At 62.0% G+C, this 21,614-nt stretch carries 15 protein-coding genes; 3 read left to right on the forward strand and 12 right to left on the reverse strand.

Translation table 11 applies throughout. The annotated features are described in order from the left end of the window. Positions 1-53: 53 nt before the first annotated feature. The 6 genes from AC50YL_RS08130 to AC50YL_RS08155 all read right to left on the reverse strand — a co-directional run bounded on the left by AC50YL_RS08130 (position 54) and on the right by AC50YL_RS08155 (position 7,569). A complete protein-coding gene (locus AC50YL_RS08130) occupies positions 54-1,367 on the reverse strand; it encodes a nucleotide sugar dehydrogenase (protein ID WP_494831207.1) in 1,314 nt (437 codons plus the stop codon). 28 nt (positions 1,368-1,395) lie between these two features. Beyond that, entirely contained in the window at positions 1,396-2,784 is a 1,389-nt protein-coding gene (locus AC50YL_RS08135; protein WP_494831209.1) for a polysaccharide deacetylase family protein, read from the reverse strand. Positions 2,785-2,900: 116 nt separating this feature from the next. Further along, on the reverse strand, positions 2,901-4,361 hold the full coding sequence (locus tag AC50YL_RS08140) for a polysaccharide deacetylase family protein (protein ID WP_494830866.1): 1,461 nt from the start codon (positions 4,359-4,361) through the stop codon (positions 2,901-2,903). A gap of 388 nt (positions 4,362-4,749) precedes the next feature. Then, positions 4,750-5,484, reverse strand: a complete 735-nt coding sequence (locus AC50YL_RS08145) for an HAD family hydrolase (RefSeq protein ID WP_494831211.1) — start codon at positions 5,482-5,484, stop codon at positions 4,750-4,752. A 178-nt stretch (positions 5,485-5,662) separates the two neighbouring features. Next, on the reverse strand, positions 5,663-6,505 hold the full coding sequence (locus AC50YL_RS08150; RefSeq protein ID WP_494830867.1) for a sugar phosphate isomerase/epimerase family protein: 843 nt from the start codon (positions 6,503-6,505) through the stop codon (positions 5,663-5,665). Between the two features lie 155 nt (positions 6,506-6,660). After that, a complete protein-coding gene (locus tag AC50YL_RS08155) occupies positions 6,661-7,569 on the reverse strand; it encodes a helix-turn-helix domain-containing protein (RefSeq protein ID WP_494830869.1) in 909 nt (302 codons plus the stop codon). Positions 7,570-7,715: 146 nt separating this feature from the next. On the opposite strand from AC50YL_RS08155, the gene AC50YL_RS08160 reads away from it, so the two are divergent. Continuing rightward, positions 7,716-9,326 (forward strand): alpha-amylase family protein, encoded by a 1,611-nt coding sequence (locus AC50YL_RS08160; RefSeq protein WP_494830871.1) that lies wholly within the window; start codon positions 7,716-7,718, stop codon positions 9,324-9,326. 139 nt (positions 9,327-9,465) lie between these two features. Here the strand turns inward: AC50YL_RS08160 and AC50YL_RS08165 are convergent, their stop codons facing one another. Next, positions 9,466-10,320 carry a hypothetical protein gene (locus AC50YL_RS08165; RefSeq protein ID WP_494830873.1) on the reverse strand — a complete coding sequence of 285 codons (855 nt, stop codon included), beginning with the start codon at positions 10,318-10,320 and terminating at the stop codon, positions 9,466-9,468. A gap of 219 nt (positions 10,321-10,539) precedes the next feature. On the opposite strand from AC50YL_RS08165, the gene AC50YL_RS08170 reads away from it, so the two are divergent. Further along, complete coding sequence (locus tag AC50YL_RS08170) at positions 10,540-11,400, forward strand: chemotaxis protein (protein ID WP_494830875.1); 861 nt, start codon at positions 10,540-10,542, stop codon at positions 11,398-11,400. A gap of 525 nt (positions 11,401-11,925) precedes the next feature. Here AC50YL_RS08170 and AC50YL_RS08175 read toward each other — a convergent pair. Both AC50YL_RS08175 and AC50YL_RS08180 read right to left on the reverse strand, forming a co-directional pair. After that, positions 11,926-12,783: a patatin-like phospholipase family protein gene (locus AC50YL_RS08175; RefSeq protein WP_494831213.1), complete on the reverse strand. Its 858-nt coding sequence runs from the start codon at positions 12,781-12,783 to the stop codon at positions 11,926-11,928. 205 nt (positions 12,784-12,988) lie between these two features. Further along, positions 12,989-16,345, reverse strand: a complete 3,357-nt coding sequence (locus AC50YL_RS08180; RefSeq protein ID WP_494830877.1) for a DUF5107 domain-containing protein — start codon at positions 16,343-16,345, stop codon at positions 12,989-12,991. Between the two features lie 189 nt (positions 16,346-16,534). Between AC50YL_RS08180 and AC50YL_RS08185 the strand changes: the two genes are divergently transcribed. Continuing rightward, positions 16,535-17,428: an AraC family transcriptional regulator gene (locus AC50YL_RS08185; protein ID WP_494830879.1), complete on the forward strand. Its 894-nt coding sequence runs from the start codon at positions 16,535-16,537 to the stop codon at positions 17,426-17,428. 97 nt (positions 17,429-17,525) lie between these two features. Here the strand turns inward: AC50YL_RS08185 and AC50YL_RS08190 are convergent, their stop codons facing one another. The 3 genes from AC50YL_RS08190 to AC50YL_RS08200 all read right to left on the reverse strand — a co-directional run bounded on the left by AC50YL_RS08190 (position 17,526) and on the right by AC50YL_RS08200 (position 21,606). Beyond that, positions 17,526-19,622: an alpha-galactosidase gene (locus AC50YL_RS08190; RefSeq protein WP_494830881.1), complete on the reverse strand. Its 2,097-nt coding sequence runs from the start codon at positions 19,620-19,622 to the stop codon at positions 17,526-17,528. Between the two features lie 287 nt (positions 19,623-19,909). Then, a complete protein-coding gene (locus AC50YL_RS08195; protein WP_494830883.1) occupies positions 19,910-20,728 on the reverse strand; it encodes a carbohydrate ABC transporter permease in 819 nt (272 codons plus the stop codon). Further along, on the reverse strand, positions 20,728-21,606 hold the full coding sequence (locus AC50YL_RS08200; RefSeq protein WP_494830885.1) for a carbohydrate ABC transporter permease: 879 nt from the start codon (positions 21,604-21,606) through the stop codon (positions 20,728-20,730). The genes AC50YL_RS08195 and AC50YL_RS08200 overlap by 1 nt, the downstream gene beginning before the upstream one ends. Between the last annotated feature and the right edge of the window lie 8 nt (positions 21,607-21,614).

Below are 21,614 nucleotides of genomic sequence, written 5' to 3' on the forward strand. Positions count from 1 at the left end.
TCCCATCCTCTCCGAAGCAGCCGGCGGGCGGCGAACCGCCCTAATCCCCTGCCTCAGAGACTCCAGTAGTGGAACCCGCTGCTCTCGTAGGCGCCTTTGTCGTATATGCCTTTGATGTCGATCATGATCTTGGCGGTGTCCCGGTCGTACAGCGGTTCGAAGTCCGCGACGTCCATTCGCCTGAACGGCGCATGCGGCACGGCGACGACGACGACGTTCAGGTTCGTCAGCTCGTCCATGTCCGACAGCTCGATCCCGTATTCGCGGTACGCCGTTCCCTTGTCCACGAACGGGTCCCCGACGATCGGCGTAATGCCGTATTCCTTCAGCTCCTGGATGATGTCCGTGACTTTGGTGTTCCGGATATCGGAGGTGTCTTCCTTATAGGACAAGCCGAGAAAGCCGATCCGCGCGTCGACGAGGTTCTGCTTCTGCTTTACCAGCAGCTTGATGATTTGCTGGGCGATGTACTTGCCCATGCCGTCGTTGACATGCCTGCCGGCCAATATGATTTTGGAATGATAGCCCGTGTCTTCCGCCTTGTACGTCAAATAATAAGGATCGATGCCGATGCAGTGGCCGCCGACGAGCCCCGGGGTGAACGGAAGGAAGTTCCACTTCGTCCCCGCCGCCCGCAGCACGGCCTTCGTGTCGATGCCCATGCCGTTGAACAGCATGGACAGCTCGTTCATGAACGCGATGTTGATGTCGCGCTGGGCATTCTCGATCACCTTGGCGGCCTCGGCCACCTTGATGCTCTCCGCGCGGAAGACGCCGGCTTCGATGACCAGCTCGTACATGCGCGCGATGGCCTCGAGCGACGGCTCGTCCATCCCGGAGACGATCTTGACGATGTTCTCCAAGCGATGGACCTTGTCCCCCGGGTTGATCCGCTCCGGCGAGTAGCCTACCTTGAAATCGATGCCGCAGCGCAGCCCCGACTCCGCTTCGAGAATCGGCACGCACACTTCCTCCGTCACGCCGGGATAGACCGTCGATTCGAAGACGACGATGGCGCCCGGCTTCAGCTTCCGGCCGACGAGCCGGCTCGCGTCCTGCACGTAGGCCAGATTCGGCACGTTCCCGCTCATGACGGGCGTCGGCACGGCGACGATGAAGAAGCGGACGTCCGCCAGCCGGTCCGAATCCGACGTAAACGCGACGCTGCTGCCGCGTATTGCTTCGCTCCCGACGTCGCCGGTCGCGTCGATGCCGTCCCGGTAACCCTGCACTTTCTGCGCGTTCACGTCGAAGCCGATGACATTGGCCTTCTTCGAAAAAGCGATCGCGATCGGCAGCCCGACGTAGCCGAGGCCGATGACGGCCAACGGCTCCTCCCGGTTCACGATGCGCGCGTAGAGTTGCAACTCCTTGTTCATGCGATCAACCCCCTGGTCACGGATGAAGTCCGATTAAATCCGCCATTTTGACGAATGCGTAGCCTTGCTTCTTGAGCTGCTCGATGGCGGTCGGAAGCGCTTCGATGGTATGGATGTCGTCCAGCATGTGCAGCAGGATGACGCTGCCGCCCGTCGTTTGCTTCATGATGCCTTTCACGATGGCGTCGGCGCCGTTCTTCGCGTCCCAATCCAGCGTCGTGACCTCGTACATCGCGATGACGGGATAGCCCGCCGCGGCGATGGCTTTGCCGGTCCGGTCGTCGATGACCCCTGTCGGCGGCCGGAACAGCATCGTCGGCTGCTGCTGGATCGCTTCCGTGATGACCCGGTGCGCCTTGACGATGTCTTCCTGCAGCGCCTCGGGCGACAAGGTCGTAACGACGGGATGACCGTACGAATGATTCGCCACGTCATGGCCGCCCTCGATCATCGCCCGCGCCAGGTTCGGGTTGCTCTCCGTTCCCTTGGCCCGGAGGAAGAACGTCGCCTTCACGTTCTCCGCCGCGAGAATGTCCAGGATCTTCGTAATCGTTCTATCGCTGCCCCAATCGTCGAAGGTGAGCGCGATTTGCTTGTTCTTCAGCCCGTCCTTGCGGTAAACGAGCTTGTACGAAGCATCCTTGAAATCCGGGTTCACCTTCGCCGCGTCCCAGCCGGGAATCTCCTCCAACGGCTTGCGTTCGCCGCCGTTCCGAATCAACTCGTCCAGCGGAATGAGCTTGTAACCGATCTCTTCGGCCGCTTTGGCTATGTAGGGAATGGCGCCGATGACCTCTGGATTCACGTCCGTGTCCAGGTTGACGATGCCGCCCCGCATCATGTAGCGTTCCACGTATTGCCCGATCTCGGCCGCGCCCTGCATCTCCCGGTCCTTCGGGTTGATGTTGTAGCTGACGACGGCCTTCATGCCCAGCTGAGCCGCGGCCAACCGGACGTCGTCCGTATAGTCGCCCGATCTCGTGCGTACGTACTTCGGCGCGGTGCCCGTCTGTTTCCGAATGACGTCGTTGCTCAGCTTGATCTCGTTATACACCTGTTCGTACGGCAGCTGGCTCATATCGAGGCGATTGAGCGTATTGTTCTCGATCTCGTGGCCCCTGGCCGCGATATCCTTCGCGATGTCCGGCTCCTCCGCCACCCGCATGCCGGGCAGGAAGAACGTCGCCTTGATGCCGTACTTGTCCAGCTGATCCAGCAGCCGCTTCATCGTTTCGGGATCGCCCATGCCGTTGAAGGTCAGGGACAGCTCCTTTCGCGCCGTGTAGACGAACGTGACCGCCCGGCTCATCGGCCCGTCGTAGCGGACGGTCTGCGCCGGCTTGGCGGGCCGATTCTCCTCCGCCGCCGGCGCGTCGCCCCCGAACAATCCGCAGCCGGCGAGCATGCCTGCCGTCAGCAGCGCGGCCGCGCCGGCCGCGAGCCGTCTGCCGGTCCTTCCCGTCCGGCGCGGTTTCCATCCGAATATCCCCAATTGCAAGTGCAAAACTCCTCCGTCTAAAGTTATGAGGCCGATTGCCGGCTATTGCCAAGCCCCATCAGCTCCGACATGCGCACGAAAGCGTAGCCTTCCGCCCGCAGCTCGGCAATAATGGCGGGCAGCGCATGGACCGTCTGAATATCGTCCAGCATGTGGAGCAGCACGACGCTGCCGCTGCCGGTCTGTTCCTTCACCGCCTGCGCGATTTGCGCGGCGCTTCGGCTCTTCACGAAATCGTCCGGCGTCACGTCGAAGACGGCGATGTCATGGTAGCCCGTCGCCCCGACGACCTTCAGCGTCTCGGCGTCGAATTCGCCGGTCGGCGGCCGGAAGAGCATCGTCGGCTGCGCTTGAATCGCTTCCGCGATGATCCGGTGCGCCTTCACGATCTCTTGCTGCAATTGCGCCGGCGTCACGGACGTGATGACGGGATGCGAATACGTATGATTACCCACATCGTGGCCGCCTTCCGCGATCGCGCGCGCCAAATTCGGATTTTTTTCGACGCCGTCCGCGCGCAGGAAGAAGGAAGCCTTTACATGGTATTGCGCCAGCTCGTCCAAGATCTTCGTGACCGTCTCGTCCGTTCCCCAATCGTCGAAGGAGAGGACGACTTCCTTCTTCGCGTCGCCGGCTTTGTTGTACATGACGTTGTAGGTCGCGCCTTCGTAATCCGGATTGATCTTCGCCGCGTCCCAGCCCGGGATTTGCTCGAGCGGCTTGCGCTCGCCGCCGCCTTGGATAAGCTGATCGAGCTTGACGAAGCGGTAACCGACGTTCTTCGCTCCCTCCGCGATCAGCCGCACCGATTCTTCGAGGGTCTTGTTCTCTTCCGTATCCAGCGTCAGAATGCCGCCGCGGTTAATGTATTTGCGGATGTAATCGCGCTTCTGGATCGCCGTCTCTTGTTCCCAATTATGGAGAAACAGGCTGCTGCCGACGACCGCCCGCTGCCCGCTCTGCGCCGCAGCCAGGCGCACGTCGTCGGTATAATCGCCGGTCATGGTCCGCACGTAAAGCGGCGTAACGCCGGTTTTTTGCCGGATGACGTCGTCGCTCAGCTTAATCTCACGGTAGGTATTCGCGTATGGCAGCTTGCTGACGTCCAGCCTGTTCAGCGTGTTGTTCTCGATCTCATGGCCTCGTGCCAGAATATCCTTGGCGATGTCCGGCTCTTCCGCCACCCGCATGCCCGGCAGGAAGAAGGTCGCCTTGATCCCGTACGCATCCAATTCGTCCAGCAGCCGCTCCATCGCAGCCTTGTCGGCCATCCCGTCGAAGGTCAACGACAGCTCGCGCTTGGTCGTATAGACCATGGAGACGGCCTTGCTCTCCGGTCCGTCGTAGTGCGCCGGGTCCGGATCCGCGGCGACCGGCTTGTCCCCGGTGCTTCCGGTTTGCCCGGCATCGTGCATGTGGAAGACGCTGCAGCCTGACAACAGGATGACCGACAACAGGATGGAAATGAGTTTCGCAGGTTTCATGGTGCCTCCTTCCGCGTTTCCTAGCAGACTCTTAGAGGTATATGTAAAATAATGTTGTAAATTCGACAAAAAATAGTCAAAAAGAACTATCTCCAATGAAAGTCTATTATATAGCGATATTTACCCTTTGTACAAGAATTTTACCCGAATTCCACGCGAAATTGCTATGCGTTTAGATGGCGAATTTTGAAAAACCGCGAGGAACTTTGTCGAATTCGACAAAAAGCTAGACTGCGAGGTTTATAGGGCTGGAATTGGCGCGGATTGAGGCTAGATCGTCATGCAAACATTGGAAGAATCGGGCGATAAGAGTCGGACCCTGACTGGAAAATGGTCCCTCTCCATAAAAAAAGACACGGGCAGCTTCGCCGCCGTGCCTTCGTGAATTTCAGCGCATCAGGAGCTTTCGCAGCTCCGCGTAGCTGCTCGCCTCGAACGTCGGTTCGTGCGCCGACTCGCGTTCCGCCCGGCGGTGGTTGAACCAGACGACGCGCCAACCGGCTTCGAGGGCGCCGACCACGTCGTTGCGCCAAGAATCGCCGACATAGACGCTGTTCTCCGGCAGCGTGCCCGTCAACTCGTTGGCGTGCCGGAAGACGCGCGCGTCCGGCTTGTCCCAGCCCAGCGAGCCGGAGATGAACTGCCGTTCCCGCGGAACCAGCTCGTCCAGCCGCATCGCTTCGATCTTGCTTCGCTGGTGCTGCGGCGCGCCGTTCGTGATCAAGCCGACGATCCAGCCTTCGCGCGCCAGCTCTTCCAGCAGCTCGCGCGCGCCGTCGAACATCGCGATGTCGTATTGGCAGCCGATGTAAGCCGCCTGCATCGCTTCCGCCTGCGCGTCGGTCAGCGGGATGCCGAATTCGGCCAGCGTCAATTGAAAGCGGCGCATCCGCATGTAATCCGTCGCCGCTCCCGCTTCCATGGCGCCCGCGCCGCCGAGCTCGAGCGACAGCATGTCGCTATGGTAGCGAAGGCGCAGATAGGCCGCCGCGAAGGGAAAGCCCTCCAAGGCGCGATGTCCCCCCGCTGCCTGTTCCACCGCCTTGCGGAACGGAATCAAATGATCGTACAGCGTATCGTCCACGTCAAAAAACACGGCCCGCCGGGCGTCTTCTCGTCTCATCATGCTGCATCTCCCGCGTATGGATTCGGATCGTTATGGCTCCGTTAGCGTCTTCTCGGTCATTTCCCTATCCACTATACGGCATCGGGAGGACTTCAACAATAATGCCCGCGGCAGACAGCCGATCGCATCCATCCCTGCTGCTCATGCCAACAGCATCCGCGTCCCTTTACCCCGCTCATGCCTCCGCCGCGAGCTTTCGCTCGATCCGCTTGATGCGGTCGATCGCCTGCGCGGTGTACGCATCGAAGAAAGCCTGTCCGCCGCCGCGACGCATGACGCCGAACGGATCGGCGGCCGCCGGCAGCAGCTCGAAGGTCAGATAGCCCTTGTAATCGACGGCCTGCAGCGCGCGCAGGATCGGCTCGAAGTCGGTATGGCCTTCGCCCGGCGCCGCCCGGTTGCTGTCCGCCAGGTGGAAATGAATCAACGCGGCGCCGTTTTGACGAATCGCCTGCGGTATATCGGCCTCGTCGATGTTCATATGGAACGTATCGCCCATGATGCCGACGTTCGCGAGGCCGACTTCGCTGCGCATGGCCTCGGCTTGATCCAACCGGTTCAGCATATACGACTCGAAACGGTTCCACGCTTCGATGCACACGTTGACGCCGAGCGAAGCCGCATGCTCCGCTCCGGCGCGGATGCCCTCGACCGCCCATTTCCACTCGTCCTCGCGGCTGCCCAGCTCCCGAATGCGCATATTCGCCACGGGTGCGGCGATGATCGTCGGCGCGCCGACCTCGGCGGCCATTTCCGCCACCGACTTCATGTAAGCGACGGCTTGCGCCCGCATGGCGGCGTCCGGATGACCCAGATCCCGCTCCGCGTTATAGATCGAACAAATCGACGAAACCGCCAGCCCGTAATCCGCGGTCAAGGCCCGTACCTGACCGTAGTCGTAATGGTCCGGCTCGCCGACGAGCTCGATCGCATCGTAACCGAAGCGCGCTAGCCGCTCCGCGCTCGTCCGCAAATCTTCGCCGTAATAAACGAGCGAATTATAGCTGTATTTGAACATGTTTTCCCCTGCTTCCTAATGGCCGCTGCGGTTCTGGCATCTCCATTGCCGCAACGATCGCCATCCAAATCGTTAATGCCTTAGAGATTCTGCAGCACGGGACGATTCCCCTGCCCGGGGGAGGAAGCGATCCGACGGCGGTTCACCGCCACCGCCTACTCCAGCTCCAGCGGCGTCAAATACACCGTCTCCCCCGCCTGCCGCTTCCGGAACGCGCCCGGCGTCGTGCCCGTCCACTTGACGAACTGCCGGATGAAGCTCTGCACGTTGTCGTAGCCGATGCGCCGCGCGACCTCCTCCACGGCATGCTCGCCGCCCGTGAGCAGATGCATCGCTTCCTGCTGGCGCAGCACGGCCAGATACTCGCGCGGCGAGAGGCTGTACGCGTCGCGGAAGACGCGGTAGCAGTGGCGCCGGCTGAAGCCGAGCTGTTCCGCCAGCGCTTCCATCCAGCCGGCCGCGATCGCTTCTTCGGCGCGGCGGTCCGCGACGAGCGATTCGATCGCTTTGGCGATCCGGATCGGCAGCACGTCGGCGCCCGCGCCGGGCCCTTCCTGCGCGGCGATGTAGGATTCGAGCAGATCCATGATCGTGTACACGCTGCGGAACAGCTTCGATTTCGGCGCGTCCCCTTCCTCCGCCAGCTGCAGGATGCGCTTCATCTCCGGCAGCAGCAGCCGGTTCAGCTCATGCTCCGGCGACAGCAGGAGCAGCTTCGCGCGGTTCAGCGCGTTCAAGAACACCGGATCGTCGATCTGCACATGCATGACGAAGAAACGGAACGGCCCCGCCGCCCGATAAGCGTGCAGCACCATCGGCGGCACCAGGATGAGATGATCCTTGCCCTGCCGGTAAGAAGTGCCGCCGACCTCGGCCAGCTGCGTGCCCTCGAGCACCAGGTTCAGCTCGAACATCATGTGATGCAGATGCCTGCGGCAAAACCAACCGGCCGGAACGGTCCCCGCCTGCGCCCCGTAGAAATACGCCTCGGATTTGCGGTTCGGGAAATGCTTCAGTTCCGCGGCCACGTCCTTTGCCTCCGTTTTGCCCCTGTTGTCCTCCATGGCCCATGCACACTTCCTTCGCGCGATCGATGTCTCAGTTGGTTCATTATTCATGCCGTGAACGACCCGGCTTGTTATTCATTGCGGCCGCGTCCTCGTCTATACTGAAGTCAATCTCATTGTCCCATTATAGAGGAGGAAACGTAATGGAAGCTAGGTTTCACTTAGGCGCGCCGGACGGCGCGATGGTTCGGACGGAGGAAGGATGGCGCCAGCTGTCGGGCGGAGCCGCAGGGAGCTGGACCGCCAAGGGTATCGCGGTCGCGTTGAACGCTTCCGGCAGCGGATTCGTGCTGGAGCTGGAGGCGCCGGACGATGCCGTACGCCTCATCAAGCTCCGCTGGAAGATCAAGCAAGAGGGCCGGCCGCTCATCCTGGGCGATCACTGGGAACGCGGCTACGGCGAGCTGGAATGGCGCGGCATCGTGCCGGAGCGCGTCCTGCCGTGGTATTTCCTGCGCCATGACGGCGGCCGGACGTCGGGCTTCGGCGTGAAAACCGGCCCGAACGCGTTCTGCTTCTGGCAGCTCGACGCCGACGGCATCACGTTCACCGCCGACGTGACGAGCGGCAGCGAGGGCGTCCGTCTCGGCGCGCGCAGGCTGCAGGTCGCCGAGCTGCTGCACGATCCCGGGCTGGAAGGCGACTCGCCGTTCGCCGCGGCGCAGCGCTTCTGCCGGCTCATGTGCGACAACCCCGTCATGCCGAAGCAGCCGGTCTATGGCGGCAACAACTGGTACTATGCGTACGGCAACAGCTCCCACGAGGAAATATTGGCGGATTCGCGGTTCATGTCGTCCCTGTCCGCGCACAAGACGAACCGGCCGTACATGGTCATCGACGACGGCTGGCAGCTCGTCAGCGGGGGCGGCGCGTGCAACGGCGGACCGTGGGTCGGCAACGCCAAGTTCCCGGACATGGAGCGGCTGATCGGCGAGATGAAGGAGACCGGCGTCAAGCCCGGCATCTGGTCCCGGCCGCTGCTGACGGCGGAAGACGTGCCGGCGGAGTGGATTCGCTATGCCGCGAGCGGCGGACAAGTGCTCGATCCCAGCCAGCCGGACGTGCTGCAGCATGTTCGCGAATCGGTCGAGCGGATGGCGGGCTGGGGCATCGACATGCTTAAGCACGACTTTACTTCGTACGACCTGCTCGGCCAATGGGGCATGACGATGAAATCCAAGCCGCACGCCCTGCGTCAATCGTTCCGCGACCGGTCGCGGACGACGGCCGAGATTACGCTGGACCTGTATCGCACGATCGCGGAAGCGTCGGGACAAGCCGCCATCATCGGCTGCAATACGTTCAGCCATCTATCCGCGGGCTTGTTCGAGATTCAGCGGACCGGCGACGATACGAGCGGCAGATGGTGGGAACGGACGCGGTACATGGGCGTGAACACGCTGGCGTTCCGCATGCCGCAGCACGGCACGTTCTACAGCCATGACGCCGACTGCCTCGGCTTGACGGCGGACGTGCCGTGGGCGCTCAACGAGCAATGGCTGCGCCTGCTGGCCGGAAGCGGCACCCCGCTGTTCGTCTCGGCCGATCCGGCGATCGTGACGAAGGAGCAGGAGCTGGCGATCCGCCGCGCGTTCGAGCTGGCCGCGGAGCCGCTCCCCGTCGGAGAACCGCTCGATTGGCTGCATAACACTTGCCCGGGCCGCTGGGTGCTGAACGGCGAGGAGACCGTCTTCGAATGGAACGACGTGAACGCGGAATTGCTGGAGGAGAAGGATAACGGCTGGTGGCTGTAAGCCAGGGCCGAACGGAAAAGGGCTGCTCGTCCGTCATCGTTAAGATGGCGGACGAGCAGCCCTTTTCATGCGCCGTGCATGCGAACGGCTCCGGAGGATAGGCATGCAGCGCCAATGGTTCGGTTCAATCTGCGTTTCATCATCTATATCCGGGCATCGGCCCGCGCCGCAACCGCTTGTTGATCGCATCGCCTAACCACAAGGTCAAGAACATGGTCACGATGCGATACGCGTAATCCCACCACCCCTTGCTCGCCAGGACGCCGGATGCGTCGAGCAGCGCGTCGATCACCAGCACGACCGCGGTTGCGACCAGATATAGCAGCCACCGCTTGCCTGTTCTTCGACATAACAGCCACGTGAAAAAAAGGGTCAACACCAGGCAGTAGGACGACGAGAACGCGATATTGTCGTGCGACTGGTCCGCGAACCAGCGGACGCCGTAGGTCCTGCCGTGAAGCAGGATGATCTCGAGCGCCTGCGGGGAGCTCATCGCCCATAAAATCAAATACAGCGTCAAGGCATGGGGCGCCCCGCGCAACGGACGCATGATCCTGCCGAACCAATACTTTGCCGCCCAGAAGTAGACCACCAGTCCGATCGCCGTATAAACGGTACGCCACCAGTGATGAACGTAGATGCCGAGCCGAAGAAAAAGATACTCGACGCCCGACATCGCCGCGATCGCCAGGATGATCGGAAGCCAGCCCATGCGAAGCACGGCCAGAAACACCGCCAGCGCGGGCAGGATCAACGCATTGGATACGATAGCGCCCGCAAGGCTGTCGTAATAGCCGTCGTCCCGGATCAGCTTCGGTTCGTACGCGTAGCAATCGAACAATATGAAAATCACGAATTCAATCGTGTACCCGAGGCCGCTCATACCCAAATACAGCAGCAAGCTGCGCTTGTTGCCGGTTCTAAGCACCGTGTAGGCGAGCAGCGCCACGCTGATGACGATCAACCCGATGTACCACGCCGAATGGCCATTCATGCCGTTATTCCCTCCCGCCTGTTGCGAGTGTATTTATTTTACTCAAGCGGCCTGAAATTAAACGTTACCCGCGTCATTCGCCGGCGCCGATCGCATGTCGATCGCCGAGCGTCGCCGAACGGCCGCGCAAATCGCGCGCATGCCGTCATTTCGCGTCTAACGCCGTCATTCCCCCGAATAGAAATAAGAGAGCAGCCAGATGAGTACGGGGGGCGGAGCATGCGGATCGCGGTCGGAATCGTGCACGGGATCGGACAGCAAACGGGGGATTTTCACGCGGAAATCGCCGAGAAGCTGCAGGAGGCCATGGCTAAACTGAATCCAAGGGTCAGGCTTGTCGTGGAAGGCATCTACTGGGGAGATATCACCGACTCGCTGGAGCGAAAGCTGTGGGAGCGGACGTCGGCGAACAAGCTGCGCTGGAACGAGACGCTGAAGCTGCGCTCGTTCGTCGTCAATTATTTGGGCGATGCCATCGCTTACCAAGCGATACCGAAGGCGGACGATCCTTGTCCGCATGATTATATTTACGACGATATCCATGCGCGGTACGCCCAGCAGCTCCAGCGGCTTGCGGTCCGTGCCGGGGACAACGCGCCGCTGTGCATCATCGCCCACAGCCTCGGGACGATCATCTCGAGCAATTACTTCTATGATCTGCAGTACCGCAAGCTGCGGCCGAAGGCGGCCGAGCTGATCCGCACCTGCCGCTCGAAGCTGGTCGCCGGGGAGACGCTGACGCATTTCTACACGCTCGGCAGCCCCATCGCGCTCTGGACGATGCGCTTCGAGCACTTCGGGCTGCCCATCGCCGTGCCCGCGCCGACGCTGAGGCCGCTCGGCATCGGGGAATGGGTCAATTTCTACGACCGGGACGACATCATCGCTTACCCGCTCAAGGGATTGAACGCCGAGTATGCCCAAGCCGTCACGGAGGATTGCGAGATTCGCTGCCCGGGTCCTTTCGCCTGGACGCCGGCTTCGCACGGCGGTTACTTCAAGTCCCGCCCGCTCATCCGGCGCATCGTGCGGTCGCTCGATCTGATGAGCAGGACCATCCCGCGCGGATTGCCGGATTGAAGCCGCAGACATGCGAATAAGCCGTTTCCGGAGCAATGCGGAACGACGCGAGACGACGAGAATGAAGGGATATTTTGCAAGACCGGAAGACATACTTCAGTAAAGAGGGACCTGGTTTCGGATAACGGAGGTATCAGGGTTGAACTTGTCGGGGTCAACGGTCGGATCGCGGCGAGCATTGCGGAGGGAGAGATTGGAGAATTCGGAGGAAGCTAGCCGCAACGAGGTTTGTTAGGCTAATGGCGATCTCTTAAGCGATTACGCTGCGTACGGCTGCCGCTGCTTAAGCGCTCGCGCCTGCTTGGCCGCTGCGCGGCGAACTCGTCGCGTCAATCCGCGAGTCCTTCGTATTCCCGGCCGTTTGGCCGTTCTTCTAATGCCGTTCTTCATGATCTTTACTACCGGCGGTCCGTCTTCGCCTGCAGCGCGAGATGTCTCTGCGGAACATCGCTCGGCGCTCGGCATACTTGTCTGCGCCATGTTCCTGCTGTTAGGACCTCGTGCCGGTCCGGTAAAACCTGCCGCCTACATTCCCGTTTCGGTCCATGCCTTCAGCGAAGGCAGCGCGCGCTTCGCGTCCTCGTAGCCCTGCAGGTACAGCGCGTCGAGCTTCGCGGAGTTCTTCTCCATCCGTCCGACCTCGAGCGGCTGCTGTGGCCGAATGACGAAGACGTTGCCCCGCTGCTCCTGCTCGCGGATATAATCGACTTGACCGTTGTAGATTTGATGCCGGCGCAGCATGATCTTGACGAATGCCGGAAATTTGGCGTACATCCGCCGGACGAACCACGCGAAGCGGTTCGGGGATTTCCGGTAACCGGCGTCCCGCGTGAGCACCACGACGTTGCGCGCGAACCCGTCCTTCTCCGCCTGCTTGAGCGGGATCGGATCGGAGATGCCGCCGTCGAGCAGCTGCCTGCCCTTGAAATTCACGATCGGCGCGATGAACGGCAGCGAGCTGGACGCCCGAAGCACCGTGAGCACGTCGAAGTCCGGGTCGCTCTTGCGATAGAACACCGTCTCGCCGGTCACCACGTCCGTCGTCGCCGCGACGAGCTCCTCGCTGCTGTTCGCGAAGGCAGAGAAGTCGAACGGCACGAGCTTGTTCGGGATCTCGTCGAAGATGAAATCCATGCCGAACATTTGCCCTTTGCGGAAATAATTGCGCCACGAAATATAGCGTTTATCCGTCACCATGTCGACGTTCACGATCTTGTTCCGTCCCTTTTGCCGGGACAGGTAGCTCGTCGCGACGCACGCGCCGGCGGAGACGCCGACCGTATATGGAAAATACATGTTTTGTTCCAAGAAATACTCCAGCACGCCCGCCGTATACATGGCCCGCATGCCGCCGCCTTCCAATACTAACCCGATTGCATCCATCTCCATCTCCTGCTCCTGCCCCTTTTCCCGTCGATCCTGCCTAGTCAGCTACAGTCATTTTACCTATGCGGATTCACCCAGTCAATCAGTCCTATCGGGCCTTCCCGTCAAGAGAACAGCCGCAAAAGGCAGCAATATGCAAGAAAACCGGCCGTCCCCAAATTCACGGGAACGGCCGGTTTCTCGCCGATAAGGAACGCTTCGTCTATTCGCACATCCGGCGGTGCGTCCGCGCGCCTGGGTGGTTTGCCTCCAGCAGCAGCGCGGCATCGAGCTGCGCCTTCGCCTGTTCGTAGCGTCCGAGGCCGATGAGCCCGAGACCGATCATGTAATGGCAGTGGATCGCGTTGCGTCTGTTCAGGTCATCCTCGAACACGAGGAAATCCGGCAGCGAGACGGCGAAGTAGTCGAACTTCACGTCGTCGCGCAGATGCTTCTCGCCGTAGTCGACCAGCTTGTTGAAGCGGCGGTTCGCTTCCCGCTCGTTGCCGAGCTGCAGCCAAGCCATGCCTTGGTAGAAGATCATGTCCGGCGGCTGATCGTTGTAGTACATCGCGCTTGCCGGCTCCTCCAGCCCCTGGGAAGCGATGCCGAAGTGGCGCGCCGCTTCTTCCTGGCGGTTCAAGCCCAGATACGCGCAGCCGAGGTAATAGTAGACATTGTTCTCCTGCGCCCCGGCCAGCTTGCCTTCCCCGAGGTTCTCGGGGTAGACGAGCGCTTCTTCGAGCAGGCCGATCGCCGCCTCGAAACGGCCTTCGTCCATCTCCTGCTTGGCCCGCTCCACGCGGGACAGCACATGTTGGCCGGTCGCCTTGCCTTCGCCGCCTTCCCACGGGTGGAAGCTGCGCGCGGCCAGCGCCTGCGCGGCTTCCTCGTGGCGGCCGAGGGCATTCAGCAGCGCGATGCGCTCGAGATAGAGATCGTCCCGCTTCCCGATGAGCGCCGGATGCGCCTCCAGCTTCTCCAAACGCCGCGCCGCCTCGCGCCCGAGCTTCTTGTAGAGCTGATCGAGCTCGTAGAATACCCGCGCGTCCCCTTCGTTGCACGCGAAGGCCGTCTCCAGCGAGCGGAGCGCCGCTTCGGCGTCGTCAAGCTTGTTGTAATAGGCGAGCGCAAGGTTCCGGTGCACCGTGGCGAACGCGGCATCCTGCGCGCGCGACGCTTCCCAGCTCGCGATCGCGTCTTCATGGCGCTTCTTGTCGTACATCCAGTTGCCCAGGTAGTAGCGGGCCCTGCCGTCCGCCTCGTCGGTCCGGGCCGCGCTCTGCAGCACGAGCAGGTCGAACAGGTTGTTCGGGAAGCAGTAATCCGCCTTCGCTTCCCGCCCGGCCCGGCGATGCGCGGCCGCCTGTTCCGGATTGCCGGACAGCTCGTAGAGATAACCGAGCGCGTAATGCACCATCGGATACGCGTCCGTTTCCTCGCTCGGCGCGAGATGCGCGAGGACGGCGATCGCTTCCCCGTGCAAGCCCGCTTCCGCGTAATCCGCGGCCAGGTTCAAATAATTATGCGGATCGTCGCGCATGAGGCGCTTCAGCTCCGCCGACGCGGCAACCGCCTTGGCATTGTCGCCAAGCCCGGCATAAGCCAGCGCCAGTTCCCAGGCAGCCCCGAAGTCGGCGACGTCGAGCCGCAGCGTCTCTTCGGCGTAAGCGGCCGCGGCCTGCGGACGGCCGAGCTTGCGCAGCAGCGCCGCATGCAGGTGGCGCGACTTGTAGTTGCGCGCATTGCGGATGAGCGAACGCTCGGACAGCTCCAGCGCTTCCCCGTAGGCGCCTTTCGCGGCCGCGATGCGCGCCAGCGAGAAATACCCGGCATCCTGCCAAGCGACCGACCATACCGATTTGTAGAAAGCGGCGAACGCTTCCTCCTCGCGACCCTGCAGCTTCAGGGCGACGCCGAGCTGGTAGAGCGCTTCGCTGTCGTACGGGTTCGGATTGCGCCAGGCGAGCGACTTGACCGCCGTCCGGAAATGGCTTTCCGCTTCGGCGAACAGCCCGCGCCGCAGCAGCAGCGTGCCGTAGGCGACGTTGATCCGGATATCGGACGGATCGCGCTTCAATCCTTCCAGGTAGTACGCTTCCGGCTCGAACGTGGCGTGCCGGTACTGCTCCAGATGAAGCCCGGCCAAGTACAATTGTTCCGTCGTGCGCAGCTCCGCCGGCTCCGGCAGCGGCTTCGCGGCATCCGGCACCTGCTCGATGGACGGCTTCGCCGGCCGGTAGGAGACCAGGACCCGCCCTTCCGCGTCGCGGATGACGACCAGCAGATCATGCGCGCGGTCCGCCTCGTCGATCGTCACGATCGATTTGAACGTCGACGTCGGCGAGAGCTCGACCGCCGTGTTCAAATACTCCCGCTGCGTGCCGCGCAGCTCGATGACCGCCCCCGCGAAGACCGAGGTCGCGTAGGCCATGACGGTCGCCTGGCGGCTTGCCTCGTCGACCTCGAGGTTGACGGCGGCATCGATCGTCGCGTTCTTGACGACGCCGATTTCCTTGTACGGCATGAAATACTGCTTGAACGATTTCTCCTCGTACGGCTGCAGCCAGGTGAAATCCGGCTGGTTGTCGGTGTAGACGCCCGTCATCAGCTCGATGTACGGACCGTCCTCGTCGGTCAGGTTGCGGTCCCACGCCTGGCCGAATTCGCCGTTGCCCCAGGTCCACTGCTTCTTGCCCGGCGAGATATGGTGATTGGCCACGTGCAGCAGCCCCGCCTGCACGCCGTGATCGTAGCCGCCGACGAAATTATAGTCGGATTTATAGGCCATGTACGACGTCGGTACCGGAATGTTGCGGTAACGGGAGATGTCGACGCCCGCGGAATAGTCCATTTTGTAGTACGTGCCCGTGGCGATCGGGAAGCGCGAGACGTCGCGTTTGCCATGGTCGAAGACGGCCGTAACGTCCGGCGGGAACACGGATTGCGTATGGTCGTTGACCGCTACGGCCGGGTTCGCCCACCAGAGGAACGTCTGCGGCGACGCCGTCCGGTTATAGAGCTGCGCGGAGATTTCCAGGTACGCCTTGCCGGGATGCAGCGTAAAGCCCGCCGTCACCTTCGTGCCGTACATCCGGTCGATCTCGCTGACCCACACCGTCGCGCTGCCGTCCTCGTTCTCGGCGAGCCGGTATTCGACCGGGCCGTACGTGTTCGGACGGTGATGCTGCGGCCAGTTGAACTCGATGCCGCCGGAGATCCACGGTCCCGCGAGCCCCACCAGCGCGGGCTTGATGACGCGGTTGTAATAGACGAAGTCGTAATCGTTCGTCTTGTCCAGCGCGCGGTAGATCCGGCCGCCGAGCTCCGGCATGATCTCGATGCGGACGTATTCGTTCTCCAGGATGACCATCCGGTAGGTTTGCGGCTTCTTCTCGTCCTCGATGCGGTCGATGACGGGATGCGGGTATACTTTGCCCGAGCTTCCCTGATACACGCGTTTCTCCAAGAACATCGGATTGCGGTCCGGCTCCCCGATGCCGTACGTCGGAATGGAAACCGTTTCTTCCCGTACGGTCACGGCTTGCTTGGCTTGCGTTTGCGTCTGCGGCTGCGTCAACGCGAACTCCTCCTTCGGTGGTGCTTCGTATGCTTTAAATGTACGCCTCATTCGCCGGTGTTCCAATTCACGAAATTCGGTTTATAATGGAGGATATTCGGATTTATTCATTCACGCTATGCTTATATAGGCTTTATGAACGCCATATATTGAACGATGTTCTTATTTTCATCGATTGGAGGCGCCGCAATGACGGAAGAAACCCGCAAGCCCGAAGGCTTCCCCGAGCAGAAGCTCTACGTGCTCCCGGCCTACCAGACCGAGGAGCTGGCGCGCCACCCGCTGACGCGCGGCCTGTTCATCAGCGACATCGGCGCGTTCCCGCATGCCGAGTATCACTACCGCGAGCGGCCGGAGGGCAGCGACAGCCATATTTTCATCTACTGCTTCGCCGGGGAAGGCTGGATCGAGCTGGACGGGCGGACGCAAACCGTCGGGGAGGGCACGCTTGCCGTCATTCCCGCCTGGGCGGCTCACCGGTACGGCGCGTCGGCGCAGCGGCCGTGGAGCATCTATTGGTTCCACCTGAGAGGCGAGCACGTCGCCGACTTCCTCTCGCTGTACGGACTCGACGCGGCCGGTCCCGTGCGCCTGCCCGCGGTCGTGCAGGCCGATTGGGCGGCCGAATTCGAGCGGGCGTACGCGCTGCTGACGGACAAGCCGTATTCCCTGCCGGTGCTGGTCCATGTCTCGCAGGCGCTCGGCCAGCTGCTCGGCCGCATCGGGCTCGGCGTCGGCGGCTCGGCGCGCGACCGCAAGCGCGAATCCGATCTCGAGCGCGCGATCCGCTATCTGGGCGACCGGCTCGCGGAGAGCGTCAGCCTGCCGGAACTGGCGGCGCATACCGGTTTGTCCAAGCAGCACTTGATCTACCTGTTCAATCAGGAGACGGGCTTCCCGCCGATCGAATATTTCCTGCGGATGAAAATGCAAAAAGCCGGCCAGCTTCTCAGCTTGACCGGCCTTACCGTGAAGGAAATCGCCGCGTCCGTCGGCATCCCGGATCCGTACTATTTCTCCAGGCTGTTCAAGAAACGGATGGGCATGCCGCCGACGGAGTACCGCAGCGCGCCGAAGGGCTAAGCATCCGCCGGCGCATTTGGTTAACGAGCATGCCAATTGCATGCGTCATGAAGCGTCAGCCGCTTGCGCGAGGTGCCGAAGTCGGCTATCGCCGAGGCTACAGGCGTCTCAGGCGCAGCAGCGTGCTGCCGTAATCGCCGCGCAGCGTCAGCGGGAAGCCGGCGCCCATGAGCGTCGCGCCGTGGCGGACGACCGATTCGCCGCCGTCCTGGCTGACGGCGTAGGACGCATCGGCTTCCAGCCCCTGCAGGCGCAGCCGGCGCTCCGCCGACCCGAAATGCTGCGACTGCAGGAACGCGAACGCCACGGCCTCGGCGCCGTCCTTGCCCACGTACTGGTACGCGGCCAGGTTCGAGCGGCCGAGCGGCTCCAGCCGGTACAGCTCGCCTTCCTGCACGGTGCCGCGGATCTCCTTGTACAGCGCGACGAACTCGCGCGCCTCCGCCATCTCCGCGTCGGACCATTTGGAGATGTTCGCCCCGATGCCGAGCCCGCCCATCATGGCGCTGTGGAAGCGGTACGACAGCGGCAGGCTCCTGCCGTTGAAGCCGTTCGGCGATTCCGTCACCCAGCACATCATGACGGACGGGCTGTACGCGTACGCGAAGCCTTCCTGGATCGCCAGCCGGTCGCGCGCGTCGGTGTTGTCGCTGACCCACGCCTGGTCCGCGAACCGCAGCATGCCCAGATCGATCCGGGCGCCGCCGCCCGCGCAGGTCTCGAATTCGACATGCGGGAAGCGCGCCCGCAGCTCCGCCCAGATCTCGTAGACGTGCTCGACGTGCTTCTGCCACACCGGCAGCCCTTCCGGCGCCGAACCCGGCTCCGTCACCGTGCGGTTCATGTCCCACTTGATGAACGAGATATCGTGCTTGGCGAGCAGCTCCGTCATGAAACCGAGCACGAATGCCTTGACCTCGGGCAGTCCGAGGTTGAGCAGATGCTGGTTGCGCAGCTGCGTGCCCTCGCGCGTCGGGAAGCGGTAGATCCACTCCGGATGCGCGCGGTACAGGTCGCTGTCGGGATTGACCGACTCCGGCTCGACCCAGAGGCCGAACTCCATGCCGAGGTTTTTGACCTCGTCGATGAGCGCCTGCAGGCCGTTCGGGAATTTCGCCGGATTGACCTGCCAATCGCCAAGCCCCGCGCGGTCGTTGTTGCGCGCACCGAACCAGCCGTCGTCCACGACGAACCGCTCGACGCCGAGCTCCGCGGCGCGGCGCGCCAGCTTGATCTGCTCGTCCGCTTGCACGTCGAACTCCGTCGCTTCCCACGAATTGTACAGCACCTTGCGCAGCTGGCGCGCCGGCAGGATATGCGCGCGCTCGTACGCGTGAAGCTGCCGGCTCATCGCGCCGAAGCCGCCGTCCGCGAAGCCGCCCGTGAACACCGGAGACGTATACGACTCGCCCGGCGCAAGCGCGAACGCGCCGTCGAAATCGTTGATGCCGCCGACGATGCGGAGATGGCCGAACGTCGACTTCTCGGCGACGATCTTCCAGTTGCCGCTCCAGCCGAGCGCGCCGAACCAGACCCGGCCGTGCGTCTCGCCGGCTTCGCCGTCGTCGATCGCGAACCACGGGTTGGCATGCGGGCCGGTGAAGCCCCGCCGCGACTCGATGACCTTCTTCCCTTCGCTCAGCACCGTCCTGCGCAGCTGATACTCGCCCGCCCAGCGGCCGGACACGTGCGTCATCCGATAATCCGGCAGTCCTTGCACGGACCAGACCGCGGCCATCGCCTGCTCGATCCGGACCGGCAGCGCCTCGTCGTTGTGAATGCGGGCGTATCGTTCGATGATGTCATGCCCAGGATAGACCTTGTAGTGCATGTCCACGCGAAACGCATAGTGCCGGTCGGCGAGCTTGACCGTCAGCTCGTTCTCCCCCGCGATCTCGCAGCCCGCATAGTCGAGCTTCAAGTCGCGGACGCCGTCGCCGAATTCGACCTTCAGCCCCGGCTCGGCATAGTGGCTGCCGCCCCAGCCGCCGAATTCTTCCGTCTCGCGGTCGACGTCCGCGTCGAACGAGCTGTGCGAGCGTCCCTTCAGCATGTCGGCGCATTCCGCCGCCTCCACGCGTTCGCCCCAGTAGATATGCTGGACCGTGCCCTTTCCGTTGACACCGAACAGATACGAAGTCCGGTCGGTGCGAATCTCGAACAGCTTTGCTTCCTCCGAATAGTAAACCGGCAATTTCGATACCCCATTTCGCTAGCAGAATGGCGTGCAGAATCGCGCGAGTTGTTTCGCGCATGCGCGTTCGAGAAATTTTAGCGTCCGCGTCCGGGCGAAGAGAATCCAAAAAATTGTGCGGTTCATGTTCAATTTTTTGGCGGCTGCCCGCGCAAGACGCCGCAAAGCCAGGCATTCCGCGGATTAATGCCGCGAATAACCTGGCTTTATGGATTGAAGATAAAGGGCATTAATCAACGCGGCGAGGGCATACACACGAATGCTTGACCGCTCCAGTCCGAGACGGCTTACCCTTTGATCGCGCCGGCCGCAATCCCTTTGATGATGAACCGCTGCATGAACAGGAAGAAGACGACGATCGGAATCATGCCCATGACCGCGTAGGCGAAGGCGAGGTTCAGGTCGCTGCTGTACTGTCCGAAGAAGAAATACTGCTGCAGCGGAATCGTGCGGTAGCTGTTGTCCTGCAAGTACAACAGGGGCAGCAGGAAGTCGTTCCAGATATACAGCGCGTTCAGCACGAGCACGGTGGCCGTGACCGGCTTGAGCAGCGGCAGGATGATTCGGACGAAGATGCCCGGCGTCGAACAGCCGTCGATGCGCGCCGCTTCCTCGATCTCGCGCGAGATGCCGCGGACGAAGCCGGTGTAGAACAGCACGCCGGACTGCACCCCGAAGCCGCCGTAGATGAGCATGATGCCCCAATGGCTGTTCAGGAGATGCAGCGACTTGCCGAGCTTGTACAAGGGCAGCATCGTCACTTGGAACGGCACCATCATGCCGGAGAGGAAGAGCAGGTAGACAAGGCTGTAGAAGGGCTTGTTTCCCCGGGCGATCGCGTAGCCGCTCAGCGCCGAGACGATGATGATCAGCGTGACCGACAACGCCGTCACGATCAGGCTGTTCGTGATGGCCTCCGGATACTTGGACGTATCCCAGGCGTGCGAGAAGTTCGAGAAATTCAGGCTGCCCGGAAGCGCGTAGAAGGAATCGAACGTCTCCTTCGCGGATTTCATCGACATCAGCAAGGCCACGTAAAGCGGGAACATGAACACGGCCGCCAATAGCAGCACGAGCGCGAATACGGCGATTTTGGTGCTCCGCATCAGAGATCCACCTCCCGTTTTCTAAAGATGGACACCTGGATCACCGTGACGACGACGAGCACCGCGAAGAAGATCATCGACATCGCCATGCCGTAGCCGGCCTTGAACGAGGAGAAAGCGGTCTTGTAGATGAACGTGGTGATGACCTCCGTCGAGAAGCTCGGCCCGCCGTTCGTCGTGACGTAGACGAGGTCGAACACCTTGAGCGAGCCCGTCAGCGTGAGCAGCATGTTGATCGTGATGGACGGCGCGAGCAGCGGCAGCGTGACGTTCCGGAATGCCCGGAACGCGCCGGCGCCGTCGATCTTGGCGCTCTCGAGCAGCTCGCCCGGTATGCCCTGCAGCCCGGCGATGTAGATGATCATCGGCGGACCGATGCCCTGCCAGACGGCGACGGCGATCAGCCCGTACAGCGCGTAATGCGGGTTGCCGAGCGGACTCGTGACGTCCATGCCGAACGAGGCGAGCAGCTTCGGGAAGCCTTGGCTGTAGTTATAGCTCCAGATGTAGCCCGTGAGCACGACCGAAATGATGCTCGGCAGAAAGAACATGGTGCGGAACAGATTCCGCAGGGGCAAATAGCTGTCGAGCAGCAGCGCAAATAACAACGACAGCACATTGACGAGTATCGTTAAAATAATCGCATATTTAAACGTGTTGCCCAGGGCCGTCCACAGGTCGGAATCCTGGACCGCATTCACGTAATTGTCCCATCCAATGTACGTCAGCTTGCCCGAGATGCCGTCCCAGCTGGTAAATGAATAGCGCGCGCCCGTCACGAGGGGCACGATGACCGCGAACGTGAACAGGAACAAGCCCGGAACCAAGAACAGGATGTACCACATCTCGCGTTTGAACGTCTTCCTAAGCGCTTGCATAAACAACC

Source organism: Paenibacillus sp. J22P277 (genome assembly GCF_059383675.1).